The following is a 25463-nucleotide window of genomic DNA, read 5'->3' on the forward strand; positions in this document are numbered from 1 at the left end:
GGAGTCTTTTTATGAAGAAATATATCCTTCTCGCTCTGACCCTGGCGTTGTTCGCTTCGCCCGCTCAGGCCATCACTGTCACCTGCACGAATTGCAGCACCAACCTGGTGCAAATGTTGGATCGCATCACCAACATGGAGCAGCTTTCCAGCCTGATGAAGCAGTATCAGGAAGCTGTGGAGCAGACGCGCCAGCAGATTCGTATGGTGCAGCAAAACGTGGAGCAGTTTGAAAACATGCTCCAGAACACGGCCCAGCTTCCGGCCAACCTGGTGAATGAGCTGCGAGGCAGCCTGACCCGGCTGGCTTCGCTTTCCAACACACTCAAAACCCAGCGCGGCGATATTGTGGCCTTGGGAGAAATCTTCACCAACCTGTTCCCTGAACAAAGCTTGTTCGGCGATCTGGCCGGAGCAAGTCCGCAGGAAGTGGAAGCCGCCAACGCTCGCTACAAGTCGGAGTGGGATAAGTGGGCAAAGTCGGTAGACCAGGCTTCGCAGGCCACGTTTCAGCTGAGTGGCCAACAGCTTTCCGATTTGCAGCAAAACCCGGCGCAATTCCAGCAATACATGGACAATCTTTTATCCACGCCGGACGGCCAGATGAAGGCGATCCAGGCGGGTAATCAGCTTTCAGCGCTCCAGGTGCAGGAAGCCCGGCAGTTGCGTGAACTCATGGCCACACAGGTGCAATCGTCGCTGGCCAGCCAGATGAAGGCGGAGAAGGAAGCGCAGATGCAGCAGGAGGCGTGGCGAAACACTCTGAAAACAAACAGGATTGGCAAGGCGCAGGCCAAGCCTGACCCATTCTAGGCGGGTGTTTCTATGAAACGAAATATCCTGTTCGCCTTCTTCCTATGCCTCTGCTGCGGGCTGCTCGTGTTTGGCGTCAGTGAAGCCCATGCCGCAAATGAAGACTTCGTGTCCAAGCTGGTGGCTGAATTCTACAATAAGACAAGCGCCTGGGAACCGATTCTGCGTAAATACGCCCTGACCGTATTCCGCTGGCTGGTGATTCTGGAAGTCTGCTTTCTGGGCATCAAGGCCGCACTCAACCGCGATCAGCTTGGCGACATTATGAAGCAGTTCGTCATGCTCCTGCTGACGGCGGGCTTCTTCCTGGCTGTCATCACCTATTACAAAGAATGGTCGTGGAACCTCATCAACGGCCTGGGCGCTATCGGCAAAGAGCTGACTCCAGGCGGATATTCCTCGGAATCGCCGTTCCTGACCGGCATGCAGCTCGTCAAACTGGTGCTGGATAAACTCTCCATCTGGTCGCCAGGCAACTCCGTGGCATTGCTGCTTGCCGCCCTGGTAATCATTGTATGTTTCGCGCTCATTTCCGCGCAAGTGGTGTTCATCAAATGCGAAGCCATGATCGCCATGGGTGCGGCGCTGATCCTGGTGGGCTTCGGCGGTTCAAACTTCCTGAAAGATTACGCGGTGAATGCCATTCGCTATGTTCTGGCCGTAGCTTTCAAGCTCTTTGTCATGCAGCTCGTACTCGGTGTCGGCATCGCCTTTATTGAGGGCTTTTCCACCTCTACGGCTGAACTCCAAGACATATTCGTGGTCATTGGCGCGTCCGTGGTGCTCTTGGCCCTGGTTAAATCCCTGCCTGATGTCTGTGCGGGCATCATCAACGGTTCCCATGTCTCCAGCGGCGCGGCGCTGACTTCTGCTGTGGCTGCTGCCGGTGGCGGAGCCATCGGCGCGGCTATCGGCAGTTCCAACACCATCAAAAATATGCGGGACGCTTCCAACGTGGCCAACATGGAAGGCGCAAGCGGCCTCGGAAAAATGGCCCACATGGCTAAATCCCTCTGGGGGGCTCGCCAGGATGCGAAAACATCCGGAGAAAAGCACCTCAGCACTCGTACCCGCTCAGAAATGCAGGAACGCCTGGAGCGGGCAAAAATGAATAAAAACGGCGATAAATCTTAAACAATATGGCGGTACACATGGCTTTTTTCAAAGACAAAACAGATAAGCCCGCACCGGATAAAGCGGGCAGCCCCTACCTGAACGGGCGGGAAGAATGGCTGGAGCGCTACGGCTCCTACATCAGCTGGGCAACGCAATGGCGTATGGTGGCTTTTTTCTGCCTGATCCTGACCGGCATTTCCATCACCGGCAACGTCATCCAGGCGCGGCAAGTCAAGACGGTTCCCTACATCATCGAAGTGGACAACCTGGGGAAATCCTCTGTTGTAGCACGGGCAGACGCAGCCAGCGCAACACCACAGCGCCTGATACAGGCGGAAATTGCGGCCTGCATCAGCAACTGGCGCACAGTCACGGCGGACGTGGAACTCCAGAAAAAGATGATTGATCGCCTGTCCTTCTTCATGGCCGGGAGCGCCAAGGGCGTTCTGCGTCAATGGTATGAAGCAAATAATCCCTATGAAATCGCAAAGACCGGCAAGCTGGTGCATGTGGAAGTCAAAGGCCTGCCCCTGCCGGTCAGCTCCGATTCCTACCGGGTTGAATGGGTAGAAACCGTCCGCAGCCACGCGGGCGTTACCCTGGATACCTACACCTATGAAGCCACGGTAACGGTGCAAATCAATCCGCCCACAGTGGACGCGGTTCTCTTGCGTAACCCTGGCGGCGTGTACATCACGGCGCTGTCAGCCGGGAAAGTGGTTGGTGCTCAGACTTTGGCTCCGGCCACACCCACGTCATCCAAAACCAATGAACAATGAGGTTCACTATGAAAAAGATACTGCTCTTTGCCTTTGTATTTGCCCTGAACGCTGTTCCCGCCATAGCGGCTCCGGCTTCTGTGCCAGACGGCTATCCTCCGGCATTGACGGCTGAAGGAGTGCCCACGGTCATGCCGCCGTCCATGCCGGAAATCGACTATCTCAGCCCCAAGACTGTCCCCCTGAACTCCAGGGAGAAAAAGGCACTGCAACTTTCCAGCGACTGGTCACGGCAGAATGTTGACCCTGTTTTATCCAGCGGCGGCAAGGTGGTTTTCGTGCATGGGGCCAGCCTGCCCACGATTGTGGCCACACCCATGCAGGTATGTGACGTGGAACTCGAATCCGGCGAAACCGTTAATGAAATAGTGGTGGGCGACTCTGCCCGCTGGATGGTGGATTCCGGCTCTGCCGGTTCCGGCGCTGGGGCTACGGTTCACCTCTTCATCAAGCCGGTGGACGCGGGGCTGGAAAGCTCCGCCGTTGTTACTACAAACCGCCGCGTGTACCATTTGCGGCTTGTCTCTCAGCGTTCCGGGCATACGCCGTATGTTGGCTTCTTGTACGCTGATGCCATGCGCCAGAAAGCGGCTCAAAGGCAAGCCAAAGAGGCCAAAGATCGGGAATGGAATTCTACCACTGTGGACGGCAAACAAGCGGATTTGTCCGCTCTGAACTTCAACTACGAGGTCAAGGGCAAGGCGAGCTGGAAGCCGGAGCGCGTATACGACGATGGCCAGCAAACCTTCATCCGGCTGCAGGAGAAGTCCAAGTCGGGGGAAATGCCGGTGCTCCTGGTGCGCAAGGGAAAACAGGATGTACTGGTGAACTATAGAGTCAAAGACTCGGCCATGATCGTGGATGGCCTTTTTGAGCGCATTGCCCTGATTATCGGTGTGGGCGGCGATCAGGAAAAAATCGAAGTCGTGAGAGGGGGTAAGTGATGCGTACCATACTCTTTTCCATGATGTTGACGGTTTTGCTGGCTTCCGGCTGTGCCGTGCGCGGGCCGGTTGGTTCTTACTGTGGCCCTTTGCCTGAAGGCGGCGCGGTGTCGGCCATTGCAACGGATGCGGTTTCCTGCCTTACGGCTCTGTATCCGCCTGGGCACACCACCTTGCATCTGCTCCCGGCGAAAGACGCTGGCAACGGTTTTGCTGCGGCTTTTGAAAACGGTCTGCGGGCACAGGGTTTTACCCTGGCTACTACGGATTCCGCTGATACCCTGGCCGTGGCCTACACCTTGGATGCGCTGGAAGACAAGGCCGCGTGGTATCTGCAACTTCGGCTTTCAGACGGCAAGGCCATAGCGCGGGCGTACACGGCCAGCGGACAGCCGGAAGCCGGACAAAGCCGAACCACCATTGAATTCAAGCGGTCTAGTCTGGGTAAAATGGTAGACAAGGCATCTTCAAAAACGCGGCAGGCCTGGGATTCAGGCGTTACCGCGATCACGGAATAGGGGGCGGTATGTCCGACACTACCCCTAACAGCCTTGAGCCGGTCAAAAAGGTCAACGTGGCCCGCATGAGCAAATGGCCCATGTATGCCGTGGCGCTGGCTGGCCTTTTGCTGGTCGGCATTCTGGTCTACAGCGTGAACTTTGCCCACAACCAGAAAGAAGAAGCCGCCACGAAAAAAGTGGATATTAAAGAGCAGGAAAAGCCGTTGCTCATGGGTGAAGGCAAGGGCCTTGCCCTGATGCCTCCGGCTGGTTCTCCAGCCATTGCCGGGCCTCCGGCAGCTCCCGAAAAAAGCACAAAAAAAGAACCGCTGATTGTCGTCCAGGGCGGCAAAGAGCAATCTGATCCGTACCGTCAGGAGCTGGAAAACATCCGGCGCATGAAGGCTCAGGCGCAACTGACGGCGCTTACGGCTCCCCTTGGCGTCAAAAAAGCCTCTGAAAGAGCGGACAGCAAAGCCGCTACGGTAACGGAAGAACGGCGGCGGGAATCTTCCAACGGCCAAGACGGTAGTCCCGATCCTTACGGTATCCGGGAAAGCTCCTACGATCCTGCTGCGGATAAGGACAAAGAGGCCTTTTTCAGCCGGGCCGGAAAGGATTCCAGCTGGATGTCGCCCCATACCCGCACAGCCGGTCAGCCTCTGGAACTGAAAACCGGCACAGTGATCCCCGGCGTTATGGTGACAGGCATCAATTCCGATCTGCCGGGCAACATTATTGCCCAAGTGTCACAAAACGTCTGGGATACGGCCACAGGCAGGCAACTGCTCATTCCGCAGGGAGCAAAGCTCTTCGGCACCTACGATTCACGGGTAATTTACGGGCAAGAACGGGTGCTGGTGGCCTGGAACCGCGTGGTTTTTCCTGATGGTTCCGCCGTCACCCTTGGAGCCATGCCCGGCTCGGATATTGCGGGGAATGCCGGGTACACGGATGAAGTGGACAACCACTATTTCCGTATTTTTGGTTCCGCCGTGCTCATGAGCATGATTACAGGCGGCATGTCCTATTCTATGGATGCGCTACGGCCTTCCAGCGGTTCGGACAGCGGCAACAGCACACCTACCTTGCAGGATGAAATGGGCGCGGCCCTGGCTGCGCAATTAGGGCAGGCCACCATGCAGCTGTTGCAGAAAAACCTGAATATAAAGCCCACCCTGGAAATCCGCACGGGCTATCAGTTCAACGTGATCGTCACTAAGGACTTGGTGTTTCAGCAGCCGTACAAGGCTTGGCGATAGGTCTTTTCCTTCTGAGGGCCACGCGCCCCAACTCAGCGCCGCATGACGGCCTCTCTACGAGGTGCGATCATGGGCGTTGTGCCAAAATACGGCCTGGGCACAGAGAAGCCTAAAAGTTCTCTGCGCTGGCTGTACCCGCCTTTTTTACTTTTACATGGCCTTGTCAGCATGATGCTGGCCACACAACGTATAGCCGCATTTTTCAGCTATCAGCCAGCTCTCGGCAAGCCCTTGGGCGTGGCCTTCGGCCTGCCCTGGTATTGGCCCTGGTCGGCCTTTGAATGGCAGGCGAAGTTTGGGCCAGCCGATACCTACGGCTTCATTGATCAGGCCATTACTCAGAGCCAGGCCCTGTTCCTGCTGCCACAATTCATCATCTTGGGCGTGTGGCTCTGCTTTGCAAAAAAGCTGCGCTCCAATGCCAATTTGCACGGCTCTGCCCGGTGGGCGGAAGAAAAAGAAATCCGCACGATGGGCTACTTTGAGGGCAAAGGCGTCTACGTGGGCGGCTGGCTCAAAAAGTACGCTGGGCTGGCTCTGCTGCTGCGCGGGCTGCAATCCAAGCCGGAAGAAGTTCAACAGTACCTGCGCCACAACGGGCCGGAACATATCATGGTTTTCGCGCCCACTCGCTCCGGCAAGGGCGTGGGTCTGATTCTGCCCACGCTTCTGGCCTGGGAAGGTTCCAGCATTGTGCTGGATATCAAGGGCGAAAACTGGGCGCTGACGGCTGGCTGGCGGAAATCGCAAGATCAGACTGTGCTGCGCTTTGATCCGTCTGACCCTTCCGGCGCATCGGCCTGCTTTAATCCCTTGGAAGAAATCCGCCTGGATTCTCTCCTGGCCATTCCTGATGTGCAGAACATGGCTGCCATGCTGGTTGATCCCACAGGCAAAGGCCTGGAAGACCACTGGAGCAAAGCGGCTTTCGCCATGCTCGGCGGTGCAATCCTGCATTGCTGCATCATGATCCGGCATAGCCAGAAGCGCACGGCCAACCTCTACGATCTTTCCTGCATGCTGGCGGATGAAAGCCGTACTATAAAACAGCTTTTTGAGGAAATGATCGCCACACCACACGCGGATATTATCAAAGAGATGTTTCCGCATGGCGAAGGAGGTGCCGAAGCCCATACCTTCATCGCTTCATCCGCTCGAGAAATGAGTAACAAGGCGGAGAACGAGGCCAGCGGCGTTGTTTCCACCGCCCTGACCAACCTGGCTCTCTACCGCGATCCTGTGGTGGCCCTGAACACCGCTTCTTGTGACTTCCGCATTCACGATCTGATGAACCATGACAAGCCGGTGAACCTCTACCTTGTCATTTCCCCGGCTGACATTGACCGTATGCGGCCTTTGCTGCGGCTCATGGTGGACATGATTGTGCGCCGCATCTGCTCTAAAATGGAGTTCGCGGACGGCTCCAGCAAAGCGGGCTACAAGCACCGGCTTTTGCTTATGCTCGATGAGTTCACCTCTTTGGGCAAACTTCCGATCATGGAAAAGGCCCTGGCCTACATCGCCGGTTACGGCGGCAAGGTCTATCTCATCGTTCAGGACATAACCCAGCTCAATGCTGTGTACGGCAAGGATAACGCGCTCATGGCCAACTGCCATGTGCGCATTGCTTACGCTCCCAACACCATTGAAACCGCCAAAACCCTTTCGGACATGACCGGCAAGACCACGGTGGTGGAAGAAAAGGTGTCACTCTCTGGCTCCCGCTCCGGCCACATGAAAAACGCCTCGGTGAACGTCACAGAAACAGCCAGACCGTTGCTCACGCCTGACGAATGCATGCGTCTGCCTGGGCCGGAAAAGGACAACCAGGGCAAGGTGATCAAGCCCGGCGATATGCTCATTTTCACTGCCGGTCAGTCGCCGATTTATGGGAGGCAGATTCTTTACTTTTTTGATCCGGTGTTTTCCAAGCGTTCCAAGGTGCCGGTGCCCGGCCTGAACAGCGTGTATCAGAGCGGCATTTCCGATTCCCTGTACCAGCCGCGCCCTGCGGCTTGGTATACGGCAGCGCCTTCTGCTTCCTCCAGTTCTGCGGCCAAGCCCGCGCCTGAAACCGTCACAACCCCACCAGAGGCCTCCTATGAAAGCTATTTCGCTGAATAGGTGGGCGCGACGCGGCCTTTTTTCGGTGCTCTGGCTGGCGATCATGCTGATGCTGGCTTTTGGCTCGGGCCTGCGCATAAATCCCACGCCGTCTTTGCCCAAAGGTGTCTACCGGATTTCCCCGGGTGCTCCGGGGAAAGGCGACTTGGTGAGCTTCTGCCTGGATGGCGAGTACGCGGCTCTGGCCGGAGAACGCGGCTATCTGCAAGCTGGTTCCTGTCCCTCCGGGCTTCGCCCTCTGCTCAAACGGATAGCGGGCCTGCCGGGCGATATCGTGAACCCCGACGCTCTGCATATCCGCGCCCTGGACAGCCAGGGCCGCGCCATGCCCTCAGTTCTCAGCGCCGGGGTTATCCCGTCCGGCATGGCTCTGGTGTTGGCCGATCATCAGGGCAGTTTCGACAGCCGTTATTTCGGGCTTGTCCCGCTGGATGCGCTCCAGCGGGTCGAGCCTGTTTTTATTTTCAACTCCAAAGGAGAATAACCATGCACGACAAAGAATATCTGGCTGCCGCCGCTCGAATGATAGCGCAACAGCTTGCGGACAACCCCACCATTCTCAGCATCGAGGCTGACCCGGACGTGGCCGACTATATGGGCGCGTTTACTGAAGACTCGATTGCTCTGGCGGACATGATCGAAGACGCGCTGCTGACCGTCAACGGACAAGGCGAGGTGATTTATGAAGGCTGAAAAGAAACCCGCCAAGAAGCAGGACAAGCCCAAGCGTCCGCCGTTTCACATCGAGTTCGCGGAAAAGATCATTGAGCACCTGAAAGAGGGCACTGCGCCATGGCAGCGGCCTTGGCATCCGGGCAAAGAGCAGGTCATGGCTCCGCACAACCCGGTTTCGGGCACGGTGTACCGGGGCATGAACCGGGTCAGTCTCGGTCTGTCCGATTTTGAAGACCCGCGCTGGATGACGCTCAAGCAGGCCAACGAACAGGGAATGCACATTCTGCCCGGCAGCAAAGCCACGCCTGTGGTCTTTTTCCAGTTCAGCAAAGAGGAAGACCGGCTGGATGAAAACGGCAAGCCGGTGCTCGGTGATGATGGCAAGGCCCTGAAAAAGACCGTGGAATTGGACAAGCCTGTGATCCGTTTCGCGCATGTCTTTAACGCCGAACAGATTGACGGTATGCCGCCGCTGGAACTCACGGACAAAAGTTTCGATTGGGAACCTGTGGACAAAGCCGAAAGTATCCTTTCCGCATCCGGCGCTATCATCAAGCATGATCAGAGCAACCGGGCGTTCTACAGCCCGCTGCGCGATGAAATTCACTTGCCGCCCAAGGAGAATTTTGACGCGCCGGAAAAGTATTACTCCACGGCTCTTCATGAGCTTGGCCATTGGACGGGCGATACCTCCCGCCTGAACCGGGACAGCGGCGGACCTTTTGGCTCCGCAGGCTACGCTCGTGAAGAACTGCGAGCGGAAATCGCCTCCTGGATGCTCGGCCAGGACATTGGCGTTGCCCACGACCCCGGCCAGCACACCGCCTATGTGCAATCCTGGATCAAGGCTCTGGAAGAGGATCCCTTTGAGATTGTACGGGCCTGCCGGGATGCAGAGCAGATCAAGGAATATGTCCTGGGCCTGGAAATGAAAAAGGAACTCCAGGTGGAACAGCCGGGCAAGACCGTACAGCGTGAAGCGGAAGAAAACGTTGCGGCCATGGGGGTTCCGGAAAATCTGGCCAAAGAAAAAACCTACCTTTCCGTTCCCTACAAGGAAAAAGAACGGGCCAAGCGCCTGGGGGCCAAGTGGGACAAAGATCAAAAGAGCTGGTACGCGCTGGAAGGCACTGACCTGGCCAAGCTGACAAAATGGCTGCCGGAAAACACCGTCAAAGCGCCTGCGTCTCTGCGCACTTTGTCACCACAGGAAGAGTTCTCCGCCGCCCTCATTGACGCCGGGCTGGATTTGCAGGGCAAAGATCCCATTATGGACGGTGCTATTCATCGTGTGCCGCTGTTTACCGGCAAGCATAACGAACTGGACGGGGCATATTGCGGCTATCTGGACGACAGGCCTGCCGGATGGATGCAGAACTTCAGTTCCGGCGAAAAAACCAAGTGGATTGCCACGGGTCACAGCCTGAGCAAAGAGGAAATGGACGCCATTCGCCTGGAAGCGGAACAGAAGAAAATCGAACGGGCGGAACAAATCCGCCAAGGCCACGAAAAAGCCGCTGAACTGAGCCTGATCGCCTGGAAAGCCGGAATCGAGGCCCATGACGATCACCCGTATCTGAAGGTCAAAGGCGTTCCTGCTATCGGTCTGCATGAAAATCGCACCGGAGTGCTGCATATTCCGGCCTTCAACGTGGAAGGCGAACTGCGCGGCTTGCAAACCATCAACGCTGAGGGCGAAAAGCGCTTTGTGCCGGGCATGGAAAAATCCGGAAATTTCCATCTGATCGCGGCCCCCGACAAAGACCTCTCACAAGGGGAAATCCTCCTTTCAGAGGGCTACGCCACCGGCGCAAGCCTACACCTGGCCACCGGCAAACCCGTGGCCGTGGCCTTTGATGCGGGTAATCTTGAGCCTGTGGCCGTGAAACTGCGGGGAAAGTTCCCCAACGCCGCCATTACTATCTGCGCGGACAATGACCATCAGCACACACGCCGGACGCCTGGCGGTGAAGAACTCTGGAACAAGGGTGTGGACTTGGCGCAACAGGCTGCTCAGGCCGTGGGCGGCAAGGCGGTCGCGCCGATCTTTACAGATGAGGAACGGTCAAGGGGGCTGACGGATTTTAACGATCTGCACCAGTCGAGGGGCATTGATGAAGTGAAACGGCAGGTGGGCTTTGCTCTACAAAAGGGTATGGAAAAGGAAAAATCTCGTTCCCAGGGTTGGGAAATAGGAATGAGCATTTGACAGGATTTTACTGTGCCAACGAGTATGATAATGGCGGATTCAACTTGCAAGTGCAACACCCTCAAAGTTGAATGAAAAGGCAAGGTGGTATAGCCCTTTAGCCTCTCCATCCAACCAAAGATTGAGGGGCGTATGGGCTATGCACACCTTGCCAGGGAAGAACGGTACTACATCTGCCAGGCAGTGAAAAGTGGAACGTCACTGAGGGCCATAGCCAAAGCGATAGGCCGTAGCGTCTCAACTGTAAGCCGCGAACTTGCGCGAAATACCGGGGCGCGTGGCTACCGCTACAGGCAGGCACACAAGCGCAGTCAGAAAAGGCAGACCAGTAAAGGGAAGAAGCGCATTGGCCTTGAGGTATGGACGTATGTTGAACAGTGTCTGCACCAGGACTTCAGTCCGGAGCAAATCTCTGGAGTTCTCAAACGCAAAGGTTTTGCCCTCAGTCATGAATGGATTTACCAGTACATTCTGGCGGACAAAAAACGAGGAGGAACGCTGCACAGCCATTTGCGCTGGCAGCGCAAACGCAAACGACGATATGGCAAACCCGACAGACGAGGTCAAATCAAGGGGCGTATCAGCATAGACATACGCCCGTCCATTGTTGCCGAGCGCTCACGCCTTGGTGATTGGGAGGCTGATACCGTTGAAGGCAGTAAAGGAGGCCCCGTTTTGGTGACACTTGCAGAGCGTAAAAGTCGTCTTTTCCTGTTTGGCAAGGCTCCCAACAAAAGCGCCAGCGAAGTAAGGCGGGTCATTGAAGGACTCTTGACACCCATTAAGGACTTTGTTCAGACTATTACCTATGATAACGGCAAGGAGTTCAGCTACCATGCCGATGTGTCAGCTACACTCGAGGCTCAGGGATTTTTTGCGCACCCCTACCATTCGTGGGAGCGTGGCTTGAACGAGAACTCCAATGGCCTTCTACGCCAATACTTCCCCAAGGGGGTAAGCTTGGCATCGGTCACGCAAGATGAGATCATAGCGGCAATGTGCCGCTTGAACTGGCGGCCTAGAAAATGCCTTGGGTTTAAGACACCCTATGAAGTTTTTTTAGAAGACGCCAATACCCAAGGACTGGGTGTTGCACTTTGAACTTGAAACCGCGAATAAAAACTCACTCGACAAATTGGAATTTGAAAATCAACTTTCTTGATAATAGGCTGACTAGCGTAAATGTCACTAACATGGAGGAATTACAGTGAAATTGGGTGCAATCGTATTAGACAGTGACAACATTGAAGAATTATCTGACTTTTATGCAAAGATGTTGGGATGGACTAAAAGTAGCCAAGTTCACAATGGGGAAAAGTGGATTACGGTAATAAAAGATGATTATACGGAAACGCCTTTGGTTTTTCAGGAAAATCTCAACTATAAAAACCCGATATGGCCATCTACCCCAATAGAGCAACAGCAAATGGTTCATTTGGACTTTTATGTAAAAGCTGATGAATTTGATGAAAAGGTACAGTACGCAATAGCGTGTGGCGCGAAAATGGCAGAGAGCCAATTCTCGAGCGATTGGAAGGTAATGATAGATGTGTCAGGACATCCTTTTTGTATTATTCCAATACCAAAAGAGGTGTATAAACAGCGGTATGGTTCATAAGTCTTTGCAGCATCAGCCCAACAAAATCTTAGTTTATCGTTCATACCCTTGCGGGCCACGCGCCCCGGCATCGCGCCGCACGACGGCCTCCAAAAGGAAAAGTCATGTGCGCGAAACTGCTGATTCTCGAATCTCCCGGCAAGGTGAAAAAGATACAGGAAATCCTTGGCTCCGGCTGGAAGGTGGCCGCATCTGTCGGTCATGTGCGCGATCTTCCGCAAAAGGAAATGGGCGTAGCTGCGCCGGATTTTAAGCCCATATATGTGCCCACAGACCGGGGCAAAGAGGTGTTGGCTCGGCTGGCAAGCATGGCCAAAGGAGCGGAAGCCGTCTATCTGGCCACAGACCCAGACCGTGAGGGAGAGGCTATTGCGTGGCATCTCGCCGATGCGCTGAAACTCAAAAACGCAAAGCGCGTCACCTATTCGGAGATTACCGAGAAGGCCGTCAAAGCGGCCCTGGAAGCGCCGCGTTCCATCGATATGGCCCTGGTGGCCGCGCAAGAAGGACGGCGGGTGCTGGATCGTTTCTGTGGTTATATGGTCAGCGGGCCGCTTTCCAACGTGGCCGGCACGAAACTGTCTGCCGGCAGAGTGCAAAGCCCCGCCGTGCGTCTGGTAGTGGATCGGGAACGGGAGATCAAAGATTTTCGCTCCACAACCCACTATGGCGTGGAGCTGACCTTTGAGAGCCTGGACAATATTAAGGACGGCTGGAAGGCCTCCTGGGTCACTAAAGGCTGGCTTGAAGACGGTCAGGAGTATTTGTTGGATAAGGCTCTGGCCGAGAAGGCCTCCAAGCTGCGTATATTGGATGTACTGGACTGTCAGGAATCCGAAAGCCGTTCCGCGCCTCCAGCTCCCTTCACCACGTCCAGTTTGCAGCAAGCTGCCAGCAACGCCCTGAAATTCACGCCTAAGCAGACAATGCAACTGGCACAGCGTCTGTACGAACAAGGCGCAATCACCTACATGCGGACAGATTCCCCAAACCTGTCGCAAGAAGCAGTGGAAGCCTTCCGCGTTTACTGCGAAGGCCAAGGCTGGCCGGTTGTGGATAAGCCCCGCACCTGGAAATCCAAGCAAGGCGCTCAAGAAGCCCATGAAGCGATTCGCCCCACGCATATCGAAGATGAGAAAGCCGGAACATCGGCAGACGAAAAGGCCCTGTACAGTCTGATCCGCCTGCGCGTCCTGGCCTGCCAGTTAGAAGATGCTGTGTATGCCGTGCGGACTCTCCAGCTTGGCGCGGATCTGGACAGCAAACAGGCACTCTTTGAGGCGAAAGGTCGGACACTGGTTTCGCAAGGCTGGAAAGTGTTGGTATCCAACGACCAGACAGAAGACACAGAGGATGCCCAGCAGGAGCCGGAAAACCCTGTTCCCACTATGAAACCCGGCACAAAGGCCACAGCCCTATCCGGCAACCTCCTGACCAAGAAAACTAAGCCCTCGCCACGCTTTACAGAAGCCAGTCTGGTGCGCGAGTTGGAAAAGCGCGGCATAGGCCGTCCGTCCACGTATGCAGCCATTATCGACACCATCACAACCCGCGCATACGTCAAGACCGAAAAGCGCTTTCTGGTACCCACGCCGCTGGGCGTCATGGTGGTGGACGGGCTGCGCGGCCACTTCACCTTCATCGAATACGAATTCACCAAAAACATGGAACAGGCCCTGGACGATATTGCCGAAGGCAAAGCGCAATACAGGGCGGTGGTCGGCACAGCCCATGCGCAGCTTACCAAGGAACTGGAGTCCTTCGGCAAAGCCACGGGCAAGGCCTGCCCCAAATGCGGCAAACTCATGGCGCATCGGGTGAAGAAAGCGGGGAAGGACGGCAAAGGCGGGTATGACTTCTGGGGTTGTACCGGCTGGCCGGAATGTAAAGAGACTTGCAAGTAAAGAATAAGGGCAGGCTATGAGGCCTGCCCTTATTCTTTACTTGCGTGGGGCTACAGATTCTGGCTCTACTTTTCACAGCCCCTTTTTATCAAATGCCCTCATCAGGAGTATCCCACCGACAGCGAACAGCGCCACCAGGATGAAGACAGGAATGCCGGTGAGTTCCGGCAGGTCTATTTTGCCGTAATCTTTCCAGGCCAGTACTGTTTCCTTCAAAAAATCGTAGGTATGGGCATAGATCATCGCCCCTGCCAGCATACCGGCAATGGTGAAAATTGCATGAAATCTACCCTCGCCGAGTGCGCCCATGGCTGTGCCTGGGCACAGTCCTGTCAGTGCCCACCCAACGCCAAAAAGGGAAGCGCCGATGATGATTGCCCCTACATTCATGGGCTTATGGCTCAACGTAAGCACACCGGCCTGGGCAAGGATGATAATACCCACCATACCGACGATGATGGCCGTAAGCATGAAGCGCAGCACGGTCATATCTCTGAAAAGAAGCATGCCCACCTGTTTTTCAAAGCGGATAACTCCGCCGCGTTGCAGCAAAAAGCCGAAGGCTATGCCTGTGACCAATCCCAAGATTTGTTCGGTACTCATTTGGCACCTCCTCTGTACACGGCATGCGCAATCAAAGCGCCGACGGCAACGAACAGGAATAAGGCGACAAGAGAGCTGACCGAGAGCTGCATCACGCCGCTTAGGCCGTGTCCGCTGGGGCAGCCGTCCGCCAGCCTCGCTCCGTACATGGCAAAAATTCCGCCGATAAAAGCGCCAAAAGCCCTTTTAACAACGGAATTTCCGAACCGCTCACGCCAAATGGGGGGAACCCACTCAATTTTGAATGTTCCATTGGCTAAAGAAGATAAAAATGCGCCAACGGCGATGCCAACTACCAGCATGAATTGCCAGTCTACTTTGATTTTTTGAGTCACGTAATAGCTGACAGAGGAAGTGCTCGTGGGAGAGAAAAATTCTTCAATAAAACCCGCTGCCCGAACAAAAGAAGTTGATGTGCCCAGGTAGTTGCTTTTGCCGAGCAAAACAGTGGTTGCCACTGCGGACGCAATAGCCAGTAATCCTAGCATGATGCCAATTATATAGGTGTTTTTGTTGTTTTTTTTCACAACTCACCTCCTTGGAATGCGCAAAAAACAATTCACCTATCTTTAGCATAACACCTCGGGGTAAATATTGGTAGATCGGGACAGTTATTTTGTTCATCCACACGGCATCTGCAAAAATCATTGTGCGGAGTTGACTCGAAGCCCTGTCTGCTCGTTACCTACTTGCGTAAGAGTCTTAACCCGTTGAATACCACAAACAGACTGGTGCCCATGTCCGCAAATACAGCCATCCACATGCTGGCCTCGCCCATAAAGGTCAGGACGAGAAACACCGCTTTTATGCCAAGGGCAAGTATGATGTTTTGTTTCAGGATGGTTGCCGTGGCCCTTGAAAGACGAATAAATGTCGGTATTTTGCGCAGGTCGTCGTCCATCAAGGCCACGTCTGCTGTCTCAATGGCCGTGTCAGAACCTGCCGCACCCATGGCAAAGCCGATGTCCGCCCGTGCAAGTGCCGGGGCATCATTGATGCCGTCACCCACCATACCTACGATTCCACCGGACGACAGCAGGCCTTCAATCTCATGAAGCTTGTCTTCCGGCAGTAGTCCCCCAAGGGCGCGGTCGGTTCCTACCTGAGCAGCGATGGCGTCGGCTGTGTGTGGGTTGTCTCCCGTGAGCATCACTGTTTTTACGCCCAAAGCGTGGAGTTCAGAGACCGCCTCACGGCTGCTTTCTTTAACCGTGTCCGCCACCGCAAAGAAGGCCAGCACATGCTTCTCGTCGGTCAGCAGCGTGACGCTTTTGCCCTGTTTTTCCAGTGCAGCAAGCCGTTCCTCCAGGTCAGAAGAGCATATTCCGAGTTCCTCCACCATCCTGTGGTTGACGAGATAATAGGTTTCAGCACCAATGCGGCCCTTAACACCACGTCCGGGCAGAGCGATGAACTCACTTACTTCCGGCAGAGCAATTCCATCTTTTTGAGCTGCTACAGTCAACGCTTTGGAGACCGGATGATCGGAACGGGCGGCAAGGCTTGCGGCCAAGCTGCGGGCAGTCAGCGGGTCTGCTCCCTGCCTCGTTTCAAAATCGGTTTGTACGGGCTTGCCGTGAGTCAGGGTGCCTGTTTTATCCAAAGCCAGCCATGATAGCTCGCGGCCTTTTTCCAAATAAACGCCGCCTTTGATCAAAATGCCTTTCCGGGCCGCTGCGGCCAGCCCGCTGACGATGCTTACCGGTGTGGATATGACCAGGGCACAAGGGCAGGCAATAACCAGCAGTACCAGTGCCTTGTAAATCCAATCCAGCCAGAGTGCTCCTGTAAACAGCGGGGGTACAACAGCCACCCCCAGCGCCAGCGCAAAAACAGCGGGCGTATAGTAGCGGGCAAATTGGTCTACAAAGCGTTGCGTGGGCGCACGGCTGCCTTGGGCCTGTTCCACCGCGTGGATGATTCGGGCTAGGGTGGAATCGTTTGCTCCGGCTGTTACCCGGTATATGAATGAGCCGGACTCATTGATGGTTCCGGCAAAGATATGGTCGCCCTCGGCTTTTTCCACCGGCAGGCTTTCTCCGGTTATCGGGGCCTGATTGATTGCCGAGCGTCCTTCAAGTATTTCACCGTCCAGGGCAATCCGTTCTCCCGGCTTAACTCGTATACGGTTGCCGACAACAATCATTTTGGCATCGACATCAACCCAACTACCGTCAGGTTGTTGCACTGTCGCTCGTTCCGGGGTGAGTTCCATCAACCCCCGGATGGCGTTCCTGGCGCGATCCAACGATCTGGCCTCAATGACTTCCGCCAATGTGAACAGCACCATAACCATGGCCGCTTCCGCCCACTGCCCGATGAACACGGCTCCGGTGACGGCTATCGTCATAAGGGCGTTCATGTTCAGATTGCGGTTTTTTACCGCAATCCAGCCTTTTTTATAGGTAGACAACCCTCCTGCAACAATGGCTGCGAGAGCTAAGGCCAGAACTATCCAAGAGTGGCCGTATGCGAGTTCAACAACTTCAGAGGCCACAGCAAAAACACCCGCCAGGGCCAATCGTGTCAGGTTGCCCGTTGCAGGTGGTGTTTCTGGAGCGGGGTTCTCCGTATCCAGCAGTTTTGCATTCAAATCCAACGAATCAAGCGCGGCACTGATGGCGGGCAGGGCTTCAGCGATATGGCCCACTTTAAGCGTCCGTTGCACAAGATTGAAATCCAGGCTGGTAATACCTTTCAGCGAGGCAAGCTTGCTCCGGATCAGGCTTTCTTCTGTGGGGCAGTCCATGCCGGTGATGGAAAATGTTGAAACCGTTGCCTGCGGCGTCTGAGCCTTCATATTGATAGGCCGAGAAGCTAGCTCGCAGGCATCTCCACACTCAGACTGCCCGGATTCCGCCTTATTGGCCTCAGGCAGGTTCGATATTGCCTCGGTTTCCCGGTGTTTTGTTGTGGGGGTATCCATATATTTTCTCCTTGGCTGGCAGAAGCCTGCCGTTGTTCAAGAGCACATTAACAATTAAACATCTACTTATACGTTTAATCGTTAATGCCACAAAAAACAACCTGAAGAGGGAGAGAAAATCATTCAGATAGGATATGAAGCCTACGACAGTAGTGCCCGGCGCTATTCCGTCTCTCCGTTCTCAGCCAACTCGTAGTGAATCAACTTAGTCTGCAAAGTCTTTCGGGTAATGCCGAGTCGTCTGGCTGCCTCACTTTTATTGCCTTCGCAGGCTTCCACTGTTTTCATTATGACGATTTTTTCCGCCTCTTCAAGGCTCAAACCGACCAATGCGCCGTAGGATTCTTTTCCGTCGTTCACAGACGGATCACCTACGATGGAAGGGGGCAATTCCCTTTCGCCGATGTATTCGCCGACCAGCAACACAACGGAACGTTCCACAGCGTTTTCAAGTTCCCGCACGTTACCGGGCCACGGATATTTCAGGAGCTTGTCCATGGCCGTGGGAGTGAACCCTTTGACTGTTTTATTGTTCTTGCCCGCAAAGTGTTCAAGAAAGTGCATGGCCAGAAGCGGCACGTCTTCCACCCGCTGGCGCAGGGGCGGGATATCCAGCGTCACGACATTCAGACGAAAATAGAGATCCTGCCGGAAACGGCCCGCTTCAACTTCCGCTTTCAAGTCTTTGTTGGTGGCCGCCACAATACGCACATCCACCTTGACAACTTGTTCACCCCCGACCCGCTGAAATTCGCGTTCCTGGATAACCCGGAGCAGCTTTACCTGCATGAGAGGGGAAATTTCGCCTATTTCGTCCAAAAAGATGGTTCCTTTATTGGCCTGGGCAAAAAGTCCTTCACGTCTTCTTTCAGCCCCGGTAAAGGCTCCTTTTTCATGCCCGAACAGCTCCGACTCCAGAAGCGTTTCTGAAAGAGCCGCGCAATTCACCGCGACAAACGGGCCTTTTTTACTCTGACTGTTGGCGTGAACAGCCTTGGCGATCATTTCCTTGCCTGTGCCGGATTCGCCGTTAATAAGAACAGTGGCTCCCGAAGGCGCAATCATGGCCAGCATTTCCATAAGCTTGCGCATAGATGGGCTTGTGCCGATGATGCCGCCGGTATCAAAAGACAAGCCCAGGCGATCTTTGAGCGTCTGATTTTCCGTCCGCAGTGTCGCGTGATCCAGGGCGCGTTCCAGCGTAAGGCGCAGCACATCAAAATCCAGGGGCTTGGACAGGTAGTCATAGGCCCCGGATTTGAGTGCTTCAATGGCGGTTTCCACATTGGAATAAGCCGTCATAATGAGAATGGGAATGGCGGGGTTATACGCTTTGATTTCCGCAAGGGCTTCAATGCCGTTTATCCCTTCCATCTGAACGTCCATCAGAATGAGGTCATAAGGATGCTCCCGGCACAAGCTGACGGCTTTCTCTCCGCTTTCAGCTTCCACAACCACAGCGCCCCACGCCGAAAGCAAGGCCCGCAACGTGACACGATGGGCGGAATCATCATCTACAACCAGGATTTTCGCCTTGGTAAGAGTACTCATTGTGCATCCTTTTGCGGCAACAGCAGGGTAAAGACAGAGCCTTGCCCGACAGCGCTGCTCATCTTGATTTCGCCGTGGTGGTCTTCGAGTATTTTTTGGACGACAGCAAGGCCAAGCCCTGTTCCGGTGGCCTTGGTCGTGTAGTAGGGGTTAAAAATATTTGCGGCTATGTCGGCTGGAATGCCTTTGCCCGTGTCGGCGATTTCAACCGCTATGCGCGAGTCGTCCGCCATTTTTGCTGTTACCCGCAGGGTTCCCCCTGTTGCCATGGACTGTACCGCATTGATGAAGAGGTTGAGAAAGGCCTGAGTCAACCGTTCGGAGTCAACAAGCAGGAGCGGCAAAGCCGGGTTTGGCGAGAAAGACACGGTAATGCCTTTGGTTGTGGCGTCCGCTTCCACCAAGCGCAAAGAGCGCTCGATAACAGCGTTGATATCACTGTCTTGCAGCTTCAGCACCGTGGGACGGGCAAAGTCCAATAACTCCGAGACTACCCGGTTAAGCCTGTCCACTTCGCTGATCATTGTGGCGGAAAATTCTTTGTCCTGCTCTGTGGTGTTTTTTTCAGAAAAATATGTGGCAAGACCTTTGATGGAGCTTAAGGGATTCCGAATCTCATGCGCCACCCGTGCGGCCATATTGCCGAGAACGGAAAGGCGTTCGCTACGCCGTAATTGCTCTTGCAGGCGCTTTACTTCCCGCAGATCCCGCAACAGAAACAGACAGCCGAGATTGACGCCTTCTTCGTTGATGATCCCGGAAGCGCTTATGCTGACAGGTGTGGCGGTTCCTTCCGGCAGCGTCAGAGAATGCTCTTCTTCCAAGATAGTATTTCCGGCACCCAGACGCTTCAGGATGGAATTCCAATCTAAATTTTGCACAGCGGCCAGATGTTTGCCCGTAAGCAGCTCTTCGCTTTTTCCCAGAATCGTGGCGGCTGCTTCGTTGACAAGAGTTACTTTGTACTCCGTGTCAGTGGTCAGGAGTCCTATGGGCAGGCTGGTGACAACTTCTGAGGCGAAAGCGCGGGTATCTTGCAGCATGCGGCGTGAACGTCGGTAGCTTTGCGCCCAAAACAGTGAAGCAAAACCGCCTAACCCTAAAAGCCCCACAAGAACGGCGGTTATGAGCGTGTTGCGGAAGTCTTCCGCCAGGGCGTCCTCAAAGGGCTTCACATCCAGCCCGACAAAAATCAGCACATTGTCTTCCGTATCGTCCGCTGATGGTGGCATGCCGTGCCCGGTATTTTTCCCTCCCCCCCATGAACAGTCCCGGCAATCGCCGCCCCCAGAAGAACCATGCCACATATGACGATGGAAACCCGGCAGAGGGGAAAAAGTTCTATATACCTCGAACACAGAAGCGCCTGCCGTGCTTTCCGTAGTTCTCCACCGGCTTTTTTCGCCGACGCCAAGGGCCTGAACAACCTCTCGACTATAAAGAGATTGCCCCACTTTTTGAGGTTCACTGTGGGCTAACAATATTCCCGCTCTATCGGTAACGGCCATGTACACAATGCCGGGCTGTTTGGCGGTTTCTTCAAGCAAAGACTGGACGGCGCGGCTGTTGCTGTTCATGCCCATGCCCGTGCGCGTTCCCGCCTCCAAAGCCCATATCAACGAATTGGCTCTGTCCATGAGATTTTGCGACATATACGCTTTTTCGCGTTGGGCGTTCTGAAATGCCAGAATGAAGATGGCAAGGCCCAATATTGCCGTCATGCCGATAATCAGCCAAGGCGAATAGCGGGCCGCCAGCTGGCCTCGGACCGCAGGTAAAGAGCGAAGAAGCGACATATTTTTTCCTTATGAAGAGAGTTAGCTGTCATAGCATGCATAAATTTTACCCCTTTGAGTCCAGGAGGGTGCATAATTATTATGCACCAATCACTGCCAAGGCAAGAAGAAAATGATTATATCTTTTATATTATCAATAAAATCAAAGAATTAACTTAATTAATCGCGTTGGCACGGTTCTGGCTATAAGGGAAATACTCGGTACGAATCCGAAGAGAGATAAGGGAGTTCACCATGAAAAAAATGCTTCTCATACTGGGATTGGTCCTTTTGGTGGCCGCCTGTTCACCCCACCGTGGATACTATGGAGACGGTTACCATGGAGGACATTGCGGCTACTGGAATAACGGTTCCAGCGATGCCCCACAGTACAGAGGCTCCGGGTATCCGTCGGGAATGAATTATCCGGCCTCAAGCTACGGGTATTAGGAGGCCGGTATGTGGAGCTGCTCTTCCCCTCACTTCATGGGCATGTTCGGAGGAATATGGATGTGGTTGTGCCTGACTCTCTTTATTGCCGTGGTGTACTTCATTGTGAAGGCCTTCACGGGAAAAGAGACACCAGGAAACAACATTAAGGATCGTTATGATTCTCTGGAAATTCTCAAAGTACGTCTGGCTAAGGGAGAAATAAGCATCGATGAATTCAATGCTCTGAAGAATGCCCTGCTGTAGATGAACAAAGTTTACCAAAGCGTATAAACAAATTTACACATGAACCAACCTTAAGGAGAACATTATGAACACTATTCGCACTTCTATGATGGCGCTTGCCTTCGCAGCTATGACAATTTTGGGGGCTTCCGGCATCGCAAGTGCTGCTCCACATAACGGTCAAATGATGGGGAACGGCGGCTACAACAACATGACCCCTGAAGTCCAGGCCAGCATGCAAAAAGCTTACGCGACCATTAACCCCCTGGAGCAGTTGCTGTACGCGAAAAAAATGGAACTGGACGCCCAGATATCCGCAGGAGCCGACGATAAGACCATTCAAGGTCTTGTTGGCGAGGTAAATTCTCTGAGCGCCAAGCTCACCGAAGCACAGGCCAAGGTGAAGCAGCAAATGGCGAAGGACGGCATCTCCTATAACAACTTCATGCAATACTGCATGATGATGGGCGGCTCGATGTGCGGCTACGGCGGCATGATGGGCGGCATGGGCCAAGGGGGCGGCATGATGCACGGCGGCGGTATGGGCCATGGTGGTGGTATGGGCCATGGCGGCATGATGGGTGGTTGCCCGATGATGGGCGGCATGATGGGACACGGCCAATAGCAGGCTCGGACTAAAACGAATAAAGCTGCCGGGGAAATACCTCTCGGCAGCTTTATTCGTTTTAACTATTTGTCAGGAGCAATATGAAAAGGCTTATGCGCAAGGCCTTCATGGCACGAAACACAGCTTTTGATTTCCACCTTGGGCTTCTTGGGCGCTGAGGAGCGGGGTTTTCTGCCATGGCAGCGGGAACAACCGCCTCTATCCGCGTGGGGATTGTTTTTCAGATATGTGGCATGATCTTTTCGCCCTTTATCCGGCACCGGGCCATCGCCTTTGGCATTGAGCATCAGATCTTCGTGACAAGTCCGGCAATTTGAGTCGGCTATAAACTCTCTCGCGTCTTCCCGCATTTCGTTACGATTAACCGCCGGATCTTCGTCATTGAAGTGCGCCCAGGCGTCTTTCGCTCCCATGTAGGTTTTTGCACCCAGCATGGAAAATACGCCGGAATTAGGGATATGGCACTGCGAACAGCCTATGGGGTGGCCCTTGGCGTCTTTAGCATGTGGTGATAGCAGCAACTCATCCCGATAAATGCGCATTTCATGGCAAGATAGGCAAAAAGTATCTGTAGAGGTGCCCACTGCCGTGGCGCTTGAAATCAAAAGAAAGACCAGTACCACAACCCCTTTTACCCCAAGAATAGCATACAGCTTGGACATCAATCGGCCTTGCTCCTCGCTGGCTGTGTCCAGAATCGCTTCTGATGTAATCTTGACCCGTTATACGATGTAGTATTCATTTTGGTAATGTTGGTTCTTATTTTTATATATTGCATCATTAATTCTTGGTTTCCATAATATGGGCAAGGCCTTGCATAAAAAGAGGCTCAATGTGATCGTCCGCGATGGAGTAGTAGACGATTTTTCCTTCGCGTCTGAAATTGACCAAATGCATATGGCGCAAGATCTTCAAGTGGTGGGAAATAGCCGGTTGGCTCATGCCCAGCAAGGCACTGATGTCGCACACGCACATTTCCGCATGCAGTAAGGCGTTAATAATCTTGAGGCGGGTCGGATCATTCAACGACTTGAAAAGCTCAGCAATTTCTACAAGAAACGTATCTTCGAGAACCTTTCCCCTAACATCCGCAACGACATTTTCATGGATGACGGTACAGCCGCATAGGCCGGTATCCTCTTTCTGCTTGGACATGGCATCTCCTAAACAAATACATAAGCAAGTGTTTAATTGTTCCTAGCAGGCGGGTATTTTGGTGTCAACTTGCATGGGACGCTCCGCATTCTTTATACTCGCCGGTTCCTTCTATGGGCGTTGTAGAGTAGTTGCCTCCGACCGAATACTTTGGTCACAGCGAAGGAGAAATTCCTGCTCACCCTTGACATAGTTCAATTGGCGTTGAATAATTATCCAATGGAAACAAAAACCGCCACCACCATATTTGAAGTCCTGACTTCCGAGGCCCGACTTTCCATCTTCCGGCTGCTGGTCAAATACGCGCCGGACGGACTGGTTGCCGGAGATATTGCCAGGATGCTGGACATACCCAAGACGAATCTTTCCTTTCACCTGAAAACCATTGTCCACAGCGGGCTTGCCAGCATGGAGCGTGAAGGCCGCAACACGCGGTACAAAGCCAACATTCCTTTGATGCTGGAAACTATCGCCTACCTGACTGCCGAGTGCTGCTCCGGCAGCCCTGACCAGTGCCGGACGTACCGGACAGAAAGTGGCATTGCGCCGGAGTTTCTGCCGACCTGCTGCGAACACAAAAAATCATAACGTGGAGAATATTTTTATGAACACGCCCGACAAATCAAACGAGCAAATCAGAGAAACCGTGCGCTCTGGATATGCGGCTATCGCCACGGGGCAGCGTTCTTGTTGTTGCTCCAGCCCGCGCAGCAGTCAGGCCGACCCAACCCGGTTGGCGCAGGCCATTGGCTATGACGCGGAAAGTCTTGCCAATCTGCCGGAAGGCGCGAACATGGGGCTTTCCTGCGGTAATCCTGTAGCCATTGCGGCCTTGCAGGAAGGGCAGACAGTGCTTGACCTCGGTAGTGGCGGCGGCTTTGACGTGTTCCAGGCAGGCGAAAAGGTGAAAGCCTCCGGGCGTGTCATCGGCGTGGACATGACGCCGGAAATGCTTGCCAAGGCCCGCAAGAACATTGAGCACTACCGGCAGCGTACCGGCCTGGACAACGTGGAGTTCCGCCTTGGCGAGATTGAATATTTGCCCGTGCCCGATGCCAGCGTTGACGTGGTGCTTTCCAACTGCGTCATTAACCTTTCGCCGGACAAGCCCCAGGTATGGCGTGAAATCTTCCGAGTTCTGAAACCCGGCGGCAAGGTGTCTGTTTCCGACTTGGCCCTGTTGCAACATCTGCCCGACAACATCCGGGAAATGGCGGCGGCTTTGGTTGGTTGCGTGGCCGGAGCCGTGCTGGTGGACGAAACCAGGGCCATGCTCGAAAAGACCGGCTTCACCTCTATCGTCCTGACGCCCAAGCCCGATTATGTGCGGAACATGCAGGACTGGAACGACCCCTTGTACAAGCAAATCGCCGAGACTTTGCCAAAGGGTAAAGAAATGGCCGATTACGTTGTCAGTCTATCCATAGAAGCCCGGAAGTAGTGGCGCTTATGAACATTCTTTTCTTGTGTACGGGCAATTCCTGCCGCTCTATCATTGCAGAGGCGCTTTTCAAATCAATGGCCCCGGCTGGTGTGGCTGCGCAAAGTGCGGGCAGCAAGCCCGCCGGACGTGTGCACCCCCGCGCCCTGGCTGTGCTCAAAGAAGCCGGACTTTCCACGGAAGGCTTGTCCAGCAAGTCATGGGATAATCTGACGGAAAAGCCGGATGCGGTCATAACCCTGTGCGCCGACGCAGCGGGCGAAGCCTGCCCGCTATACTTCGGCAAGGTTGTCCGCAGCCATTGGGGAATGCCCGACCCGGCCAAGGTGGAAGGCGACGAGGCAGCGGTAAACGCCGCTTTTGCCGAAACCTTCGCCGTGCTCCGCAGGCGGATAAGCGCCCTGGTGAAACAGCTTGAAGCAGAACCGTGACCTGCCCCCAAAAAACTGGTCCGCCTAAAAAGTTAGTATAAGGTGGAGCCATGGAGGGCATCAAATGGGTCGCAAAGCATTTACTCCAGAGCAAATCATTTTCAAGCTTCGCGAGGTTGAAGTTCTTGTGGGACAAGGCGAAAGCATTGCCCTGGCTTGCCGCAAAATTGCTGTAACCGAGCAAACGTATTATCGATGGCGCAAGGAATATGGAGGCATGGGGACTGAGCAGCTCAAGCGATTGAAAGAACTAGAAAAGGAAAACGCTAGGCTGCGACGAGCCGTCGCTGATTTAAGCCTTGAAAAAATTATTCTTGCGGAGGCGGCAAAGGGAA

Annotated in this window: 27 protein-coding genes; 20 read left to right on the forward strand and 7 right to left on the reverse strand. The window is 54.3% G+C overall.

Going from position 1 to position 25463, the window contains the following annotated elements; all coding sequences use genetic code 11:
* The first annotated feature begins 11 nt into the window (after positions 1 to 11).
* The 13 genes from trbJ to topA all read left to right on the forward strand — a co-directional run bounded on the left by trbJ (position 12) and on the right by topA (position 13943).
* Positions 12 to 812, forward strand: a complete 801-nt coding sequence (gene trbJ, locus G449_RS18230) for a P-type conjugative transfer protein TrbJ (RefSeq protein ID WP_022660076.1) — start codon at positions 12 to 14, stop codon at positions 810 to 812.
* A gap of 12 nt (positions 813 to 824) precedes the next feature.
* On the forward strand, positions 825 to 1946 hold the full coding sequence (gene trbL / locus G449_RS17935; RefSeq protein WP_022660077.1) for a P-type conjugative transfer protein TrbL: 1122 nt from the start codon (positions 825 to 827) through the stop codon (positions 1944 to 1946).
* A gap of 17 nt (positions 1947 to 1963) precedes the next feature.
* Complete coding sequence (locus tag G449_RS0114700; protein WP_022660078.1) at positions 1964 to 2707, forward strand: VirB8 family type IV secretion system protein; 744 nt, start codon at positions 1964 to 1966, stop codon at positions 2705 to 2707.
* Positions 2708 to 2715: 8 nt separating this feature from the next.
* Positions 2716 to 3651 (forward strand): P-type conjugative transfer protein TrbG, encoded by a 936-nt coding sequence (gene trbG / locus G449_RS0114705; RefSeq protein ID WP_022660079.1) that lies wholly within the window; start codon positions 2716 to 2718, stop codon positions 3649 to 3651.
* Positions 3651 to 4169 carry a hypothetical protein gene (locus G449_RS17940; protein ID WP_022660080.1) on the forward strand — a complete coding sequence of 173 codons (519 nt, stop codon included), beginning with the start codon at positions 3651 to 3653 and terminating at the stop codon, positions 4167 to 4169. Before trbG ends, G449_RS17940 begins: the two co-directional genes overlap by 1 nt.
* 8 nt (positions 4170 to 4177) lie before the next feature.
* Positions 4178 to 5413, forward strand: coding sequence for a TrbI/VirB10 family protein (locus G449_RS0114715; protein ID WP_022660081.1), 1236 nt, complete (start codon positions 4178 to 4180; stop codon positions 5411 to 5413).
* Positions 5414 to 5482: 69 nt separating this feature from the next.
* Positions 5483 to 7537, forward strand: coding sequence for a type IV secretory system conjugative DNA transfer family protein (locus tag G449_RS17420; RefSeq protein WP_022660082.1), 2055 nt, complete (start codon positions 5483 to 5485; stop codon positions 7535 to 7537).
* Positions 7515 to 8021, forward strand: coding sequence for a conjugative transfer signal peptidase TraF (gene traF / locus G449_RS0114725; protein ID WP_022660083.1), 507 nt, complete (start codon positions 7515 to 7517; stop codon positions 8019 to 8021). The genes G449_RS17420 and traF overlap by 23 nt, the downstream gene beginning before the upstream one ends.
* A gap of 2 nt (positions 8022 to 8023) precedes the next feature.
* Complete coding sequence (locus tag G449_RS0114730; protein WP_022660084.1) at positions 8024 to 8230, forward strand: YvdQ family spore coat protein; 207 nt, start codon at positions 8024 to 8026, stop codon at positions 8228 to 8230.
* The gene (locus tag G449_RS17425; protein ID WP_022660085.1) at positions 8220 to 10421 is read left to right on the forward strand and encodes a zincin-like metallopeptidase domain-containing protein; all 2202 of its coding nucleotides are present in this window, start codon (positions 8220 to 8222) and stop codon (positions 10419 to 10421) included. Before G449_RS0114730 ends, G449_RS17425 begins: the two co-directional genes overlap by 11 nt.
* A gap of 132 nt (positions 10422 to 10553) precedes the next feature.
* Entirely contained in the window at positions 10554 to 11522 is a 969-nt protein-coding gene (locus G449_RS0114740; protein WP_027181051.1) for an IS30 family transposase, read from the forward strand.
* A 106-nt stretch (positions 11523 to 11628) separates the two neighbouring features.
* On the forward strand, positions 11629 to 12039 hold the full coding sequence (locus tag G449_RS17430) for a VOC family protein (RefSeq protein WP_051135472.1): 411 nt from the start codon (positions 11629 to 11631) through the stop codon (positions 12037 to 12039).
* 104 nt (positions 12040 to 12143) lie between these two features.
* Positions 12144 to 13943 (forward strand): type I DNA topoisomerase, encoded by a 1800-nt coding sequence (gene topA / locus G449_RS17435; RefSeq protein ID WP_034605787.1) that lies wholly within the window; start codon positions 12144 to 12146, stop codon positions 13941 to 13943.
* 72 nt (positions 13944 to 14015) lie between these two features.
* Here the strand turns inward: topA and G449_RS0114755 are convergent, their stop codons facing one another.
* From G449_RS0114755 to G449_RS17445, 5 genes are all read right to left on the reverse strand, one after another.
* Complete coding sequence (locus G449_RS0114755) at positions 14016 to 14546, reverse strand: DUF6691 family protein (RefSeq protein WP_022660088.1); 531 nt, start codon at positions 14544 to 14546, stop codon at positions 14016 to 14018.
* Positions 14543 to 15073, reverse strand: coding sequence for a YeeE/YedE thiosulfate transporter family protein (locus G449_RS0114760; protein WP_022660089.1), 531 nt, complete (start codon positions 15071 to 15073; stop codon positions 14543 to 14545). Before G449_RS0114760 ends, G449_RS0114755 begins: the two co-directional genes overlap by 4 nt.
* Before the next feature lie 158 nt (positions 15074 to 15231).
* Complete coding sequence (locus G449_RS17440) at positions 15232 to 17472, reverse strand: heavy metal translocating P-type ATPase (RefSeq protein WP_022660090.1); 2241 nt, start codon at positions 17470 to 17472, stop codon at positions 15232 to 15234.
* A gap of 162 nt (positions 17473 to 17634) precedes the next feature.
* Positions 17635 to 19023, reverse strand: coding sequence for a sigma 54-interacting transcriptional regulator (locus G449_RS0114770; protein ID WP_022660091.1), 1389 nt, complete (start codon positions 19021 to 19023; stop codon positions 17635 to 17637).
* The gene (locus G449_RS17445; protein WP_022660092.1) at positions 19020 to 20819 is read right to left on the reverse strand and encodes an ATP-binding protein; all 1800 of its coding nucleotides are present in this window, start codon (positions 20817 to 20819) and stop codon (positions 19020 to 19022) included. The genes G449_RS0114770 and G449_RS17445 overlap by 4 nt, the downstream gene beginning before the upstream one ends.
* A gap of 234 nt (positions 20820 to 21053) precedes the next feature.
* Between G449_RS17445 and G449_RS18800 the strand changes: the two genes are divergently transcribed.
* The 3 genes from G449_RS18800 to G449_RS17945 all read left to right on the forward strand — a co-directional run bounded on the left by G449_RS18800 (position 21054) and on the right by G449_RS17945 (position 22098).
* Positions 21054 to 21248 (forward strand): lipoprotein, encoded by a 195-nt coding sequence (locus G449_RS18800; protein ID WP_159060486.1) that lies wholly within the window; start codon positions 21054 to 21056, stop codon positions 21246 to 21248.
* A gap of 9 nt (positions 21249 to 21257) precedes the next feature.
* Positions 21258 to 21494, forward strand: a complete 237-nt coding sequence (locus G449_RS17450; RefSeq protein WP_022660093.1) for an SHOCT domain-containing protein — start codon at positions 21258 to 21260, stop codon at positions 21492 to 21494.
* A gap of 64 nt (positions 21495 to 21558) precedes the next feature.
* Positions 21559 to 22098: a hypothetical protein gene (locus G449_RS17945; RefSeq protein WP_022660094.1), complete on the forward strand. Its 540-nt coding sequence runs from the start codon at positions 21559 to 21561 to the stop codon at positions 22096 to 22098.
* Between the two features lie 65 nt (positions 22099 to 22163).
* Here G449_RS17945 and G449_RS17460 read toward each other — a convergent pair whose 3' ends face one another.
* Both G449_RS17460 and G449_RS0114795 read right to left on the reverse strand, forming a co-directional pair.
* Positions 22164 to 22763: a cytochrome c3 family protein gene (locus G449_RS17460; protein ID WP_022660095.1), complete on the reverse strand. Its 600-nt coding sequence runs from the start codon at positions 22761 to 22763 to the stop codon at positions 22164 to 22166.
* Between the two features lie 118 nt (positions 22764 to 22881).
* Positions 22882 to 23256 (reverse strand): ArsR/SmtB family transcription factor, encoded by a 375-nt coding sequence (locus G449_RS0114795; protein ID WP_022660096.1) that lies wholly within the window; start codon positions 23254 to 23256, stop codon positions 22882 to 22884.
* Between the two features lie 219 nt (positions 23257 to 23475).
* Between G449_RS0114795 and G449_RS17465 the strand changes: the two genes are divergently transcribed.
* The 4 genes from G449_RS17465 to G449_RS0114815 form a co-directional block, all read left to right on the forward strand.
* Entirely contained in the window at positions 23476 to 23844 is a 369-nt protein-coding gene (locus G449_RS17465) for an ArsR/SmtB family transcription factor (RefSeq protein ID WP_022660097.1), read from the forward strand.
* A 16-nt stretch (positions 23845 to 23860) separates the two neighbouring features.
* Positions 23861 to 24697: an arsenite methyltransferase gene (gene arsM / locus G449_RS0114805; RefSeq protein WP_022660098.1), complete on the forward strand. Its 837-nt coding sequence runs from the start codon at positions 23861 to 23863 to the stop codon at positions 24695 to 24697.
* An 8-nt stretch (positions 24698 to 24705) separates the two neighbouring features.
* A complete protein-coding gene (locus G449_RS17470) occupies positions 24706 to 25128 on the forward strand; it encodes an arsenate reductase ArsC (RefSeq protein WP_051135474.1) in 423 nt (140 codons plus the stop codon).
* Between the two features lie 64 nt (positions 25129 to 25192).
* The coding region (locus G449_RS0114815; RefSeq protein ID WP_022660100.1) for a transposase at positions 25193 to 25463 on the forward strand (271 nt) is incomplete at its 3' end.

This window comes from Desulfovibrio desulfuricans DSM 642 (assembly GCF_000420465.1).
Classification (GTDB): domain Bacteria; phylum Desulfobacterota; class Desulfovibrionia; order Desulfovibrionales; family Desulfovibrionaceae; genus Desulfovibrio; species Desulfovibrio desulfuricans.

Bases quoted from the DNA above. Each gene is read 5' to 3' on its own strand.
- G449_RS0114730 (WP_022660084.1), top strand. From the start codon at position 8,024: ATGCACGACAAAGAATATCTGGCTGCCGCCGCTCGAATGATAGCGCAA.
- G449_RS0114700 (WP_022660078.1), top strand. From the start codon at position 1,964: ATGGCTTTTTTCAAAGACAAAACAGATAAGCCCGCACCGGATAAAGCG.
- G449_RS18800 (WP_159060486.1), top strand. From the start codon at position 21,054: ATGAAAAAAATGCTTCTCATACTGGGATTGGTCCTTTTGGTGGCCGCC.
- G449_RS17425 (WP_022660085.1), top strand. From the start codon at position 8,220: ATGAAGGCTGAAAAGAAACCCGCCAAGAAGCAGGACAAGCCCAAGCGT.
- G449_RS17945 (WP_022660094.1), top strand. From the start codon at position 21,559: ATGAACACTATTCGCACTTCTATGATGGCGCTTGCCTTCGCAGCTATG.
- G449_RS17420 (WP_022660082.1), top strand. From the start codon at position 5,483: ATGGGCGTTGTGCCAAAATACGGCCTGGGCACAGAGAAGCCTAAAAGT.
- trbJ (WP_022660076.1), top strand. From the start codon at position 12: ATGAAGAAATATATCCTTCTCGCTCTGACCCTGGCGTTGTTCGCTTCG.
- G449_RS17445 (WP_022660092.1), bottom strand. From the start codon at position 20,819: ATGTCGCTTCTTCGCTCTTTACCTGCGGTCCGAGGCCAGCTGGCGGCC.
- arsM (WP_022660098.1), top strand. From the start codon at position 23,861: ATGAACACGCCCGACAAATCAAACGAGCAAATCAGAGAAACCGTGCGC.
- G449_RS17450 (WP_022660093.1), top strand. From the start codon at position 21,258: ATGTGGAGCTGCTCTTCCCCTCACTTCATGGGCATGTTCGGAGGAATA.
- trbL (WP_022660077.1), top strand. From the start codon at position 825: ATGAAACGAAATATCCTGTTCGCCTTCTTCCTATGCCTCTGCTGCGGG.
- G449_RS17460 (WP_022660095.1), bottom strand. From the start codon at position 22,763: ATGTCCAAGCTGTATGCTATTCTTGGGGTAAAAGGGGTTGTGGTACTG.
- trbG (WP_022660079.1), top strand. From the start codon at position 2,716: ATGAAAAAGATACTGCTCTTTGCCTTTGTATTTGCCCTGAACGCTGTT.
- G449_RS0114740 (WP_027181051.1), top strand. From the start codon at position 10,554: ATGGGCTATGCACACCTTGCCAGGGAAGAACGGTACTACATCTGCCAG.
- G449_RS0114795 (WP_022660096.1), bottom strand. From the start codon at position 23,256: ATGTCCAAGCAGAAAGAGGATACCGGCCTATGCGGCTGTACCGTCATC.
- G449_RS0114770 (WP_022660091.1), bottom strand. From the start codon at position 19,023: ATGAGTACTCTTACCAAGGCGAAAATCCTGGTTGTAGATGATGATTCC.
- G449_RS17470 (WP_051135474.1), top strand. From the start codon at position 24,706: ATGAACATTCTTTTCTTGTGTACGGGCAATTCCTGCCGCTCTATCATT.
- G449_RS0114755 (WP_022660088.1), bottom strand. From the start codon at position 14,546: ATGAGTACCGAACAAATCTTGGGATTGGTCACAGGCATAGCCTTCGGC.
- traF (WP_022660083.1), top strand. From the start codon at position 7,515: ATGAAAGCTATTTCGCTGAATAGGTGGGCGCGACGCGGCCTTTTTTCG.
- topA (WP_034605787.1), top strand. From the start codon at position 12,144: ATGTGCGCGAAACTGCTGATTCTCGAATCTCCCGGCAAGGTGAAAAAG.
- G449_RS0114715 (WP_022660081.1), top strand. From the start codon at position 4,178: ATGTCCGACACTACCCCTAACAGCCTTGAGCCGGTCAAAAAGGTCAAC.
- G449_RS17440 (WP_022660090.1), bottom strand. From the start codon at position 17,472: ATGGATACCCCCACAACAAAACACCGGGAAACCGAGGCAATATCGAAC.
- G449_RS17940 (WP_022660080.1), top strand. From the start codon at position 3,651: ATGCGTACCATACTCTTTTCCATGATGTTGACGGTTTTGCTGGCTTCC.
- G449_RS17465 (WP_022660097.1), top strand. From the start codon at position 23,476: ATGGAAACAAAAACCGCCACCACCATATTTGAAGTCCTGACTTCCGAG.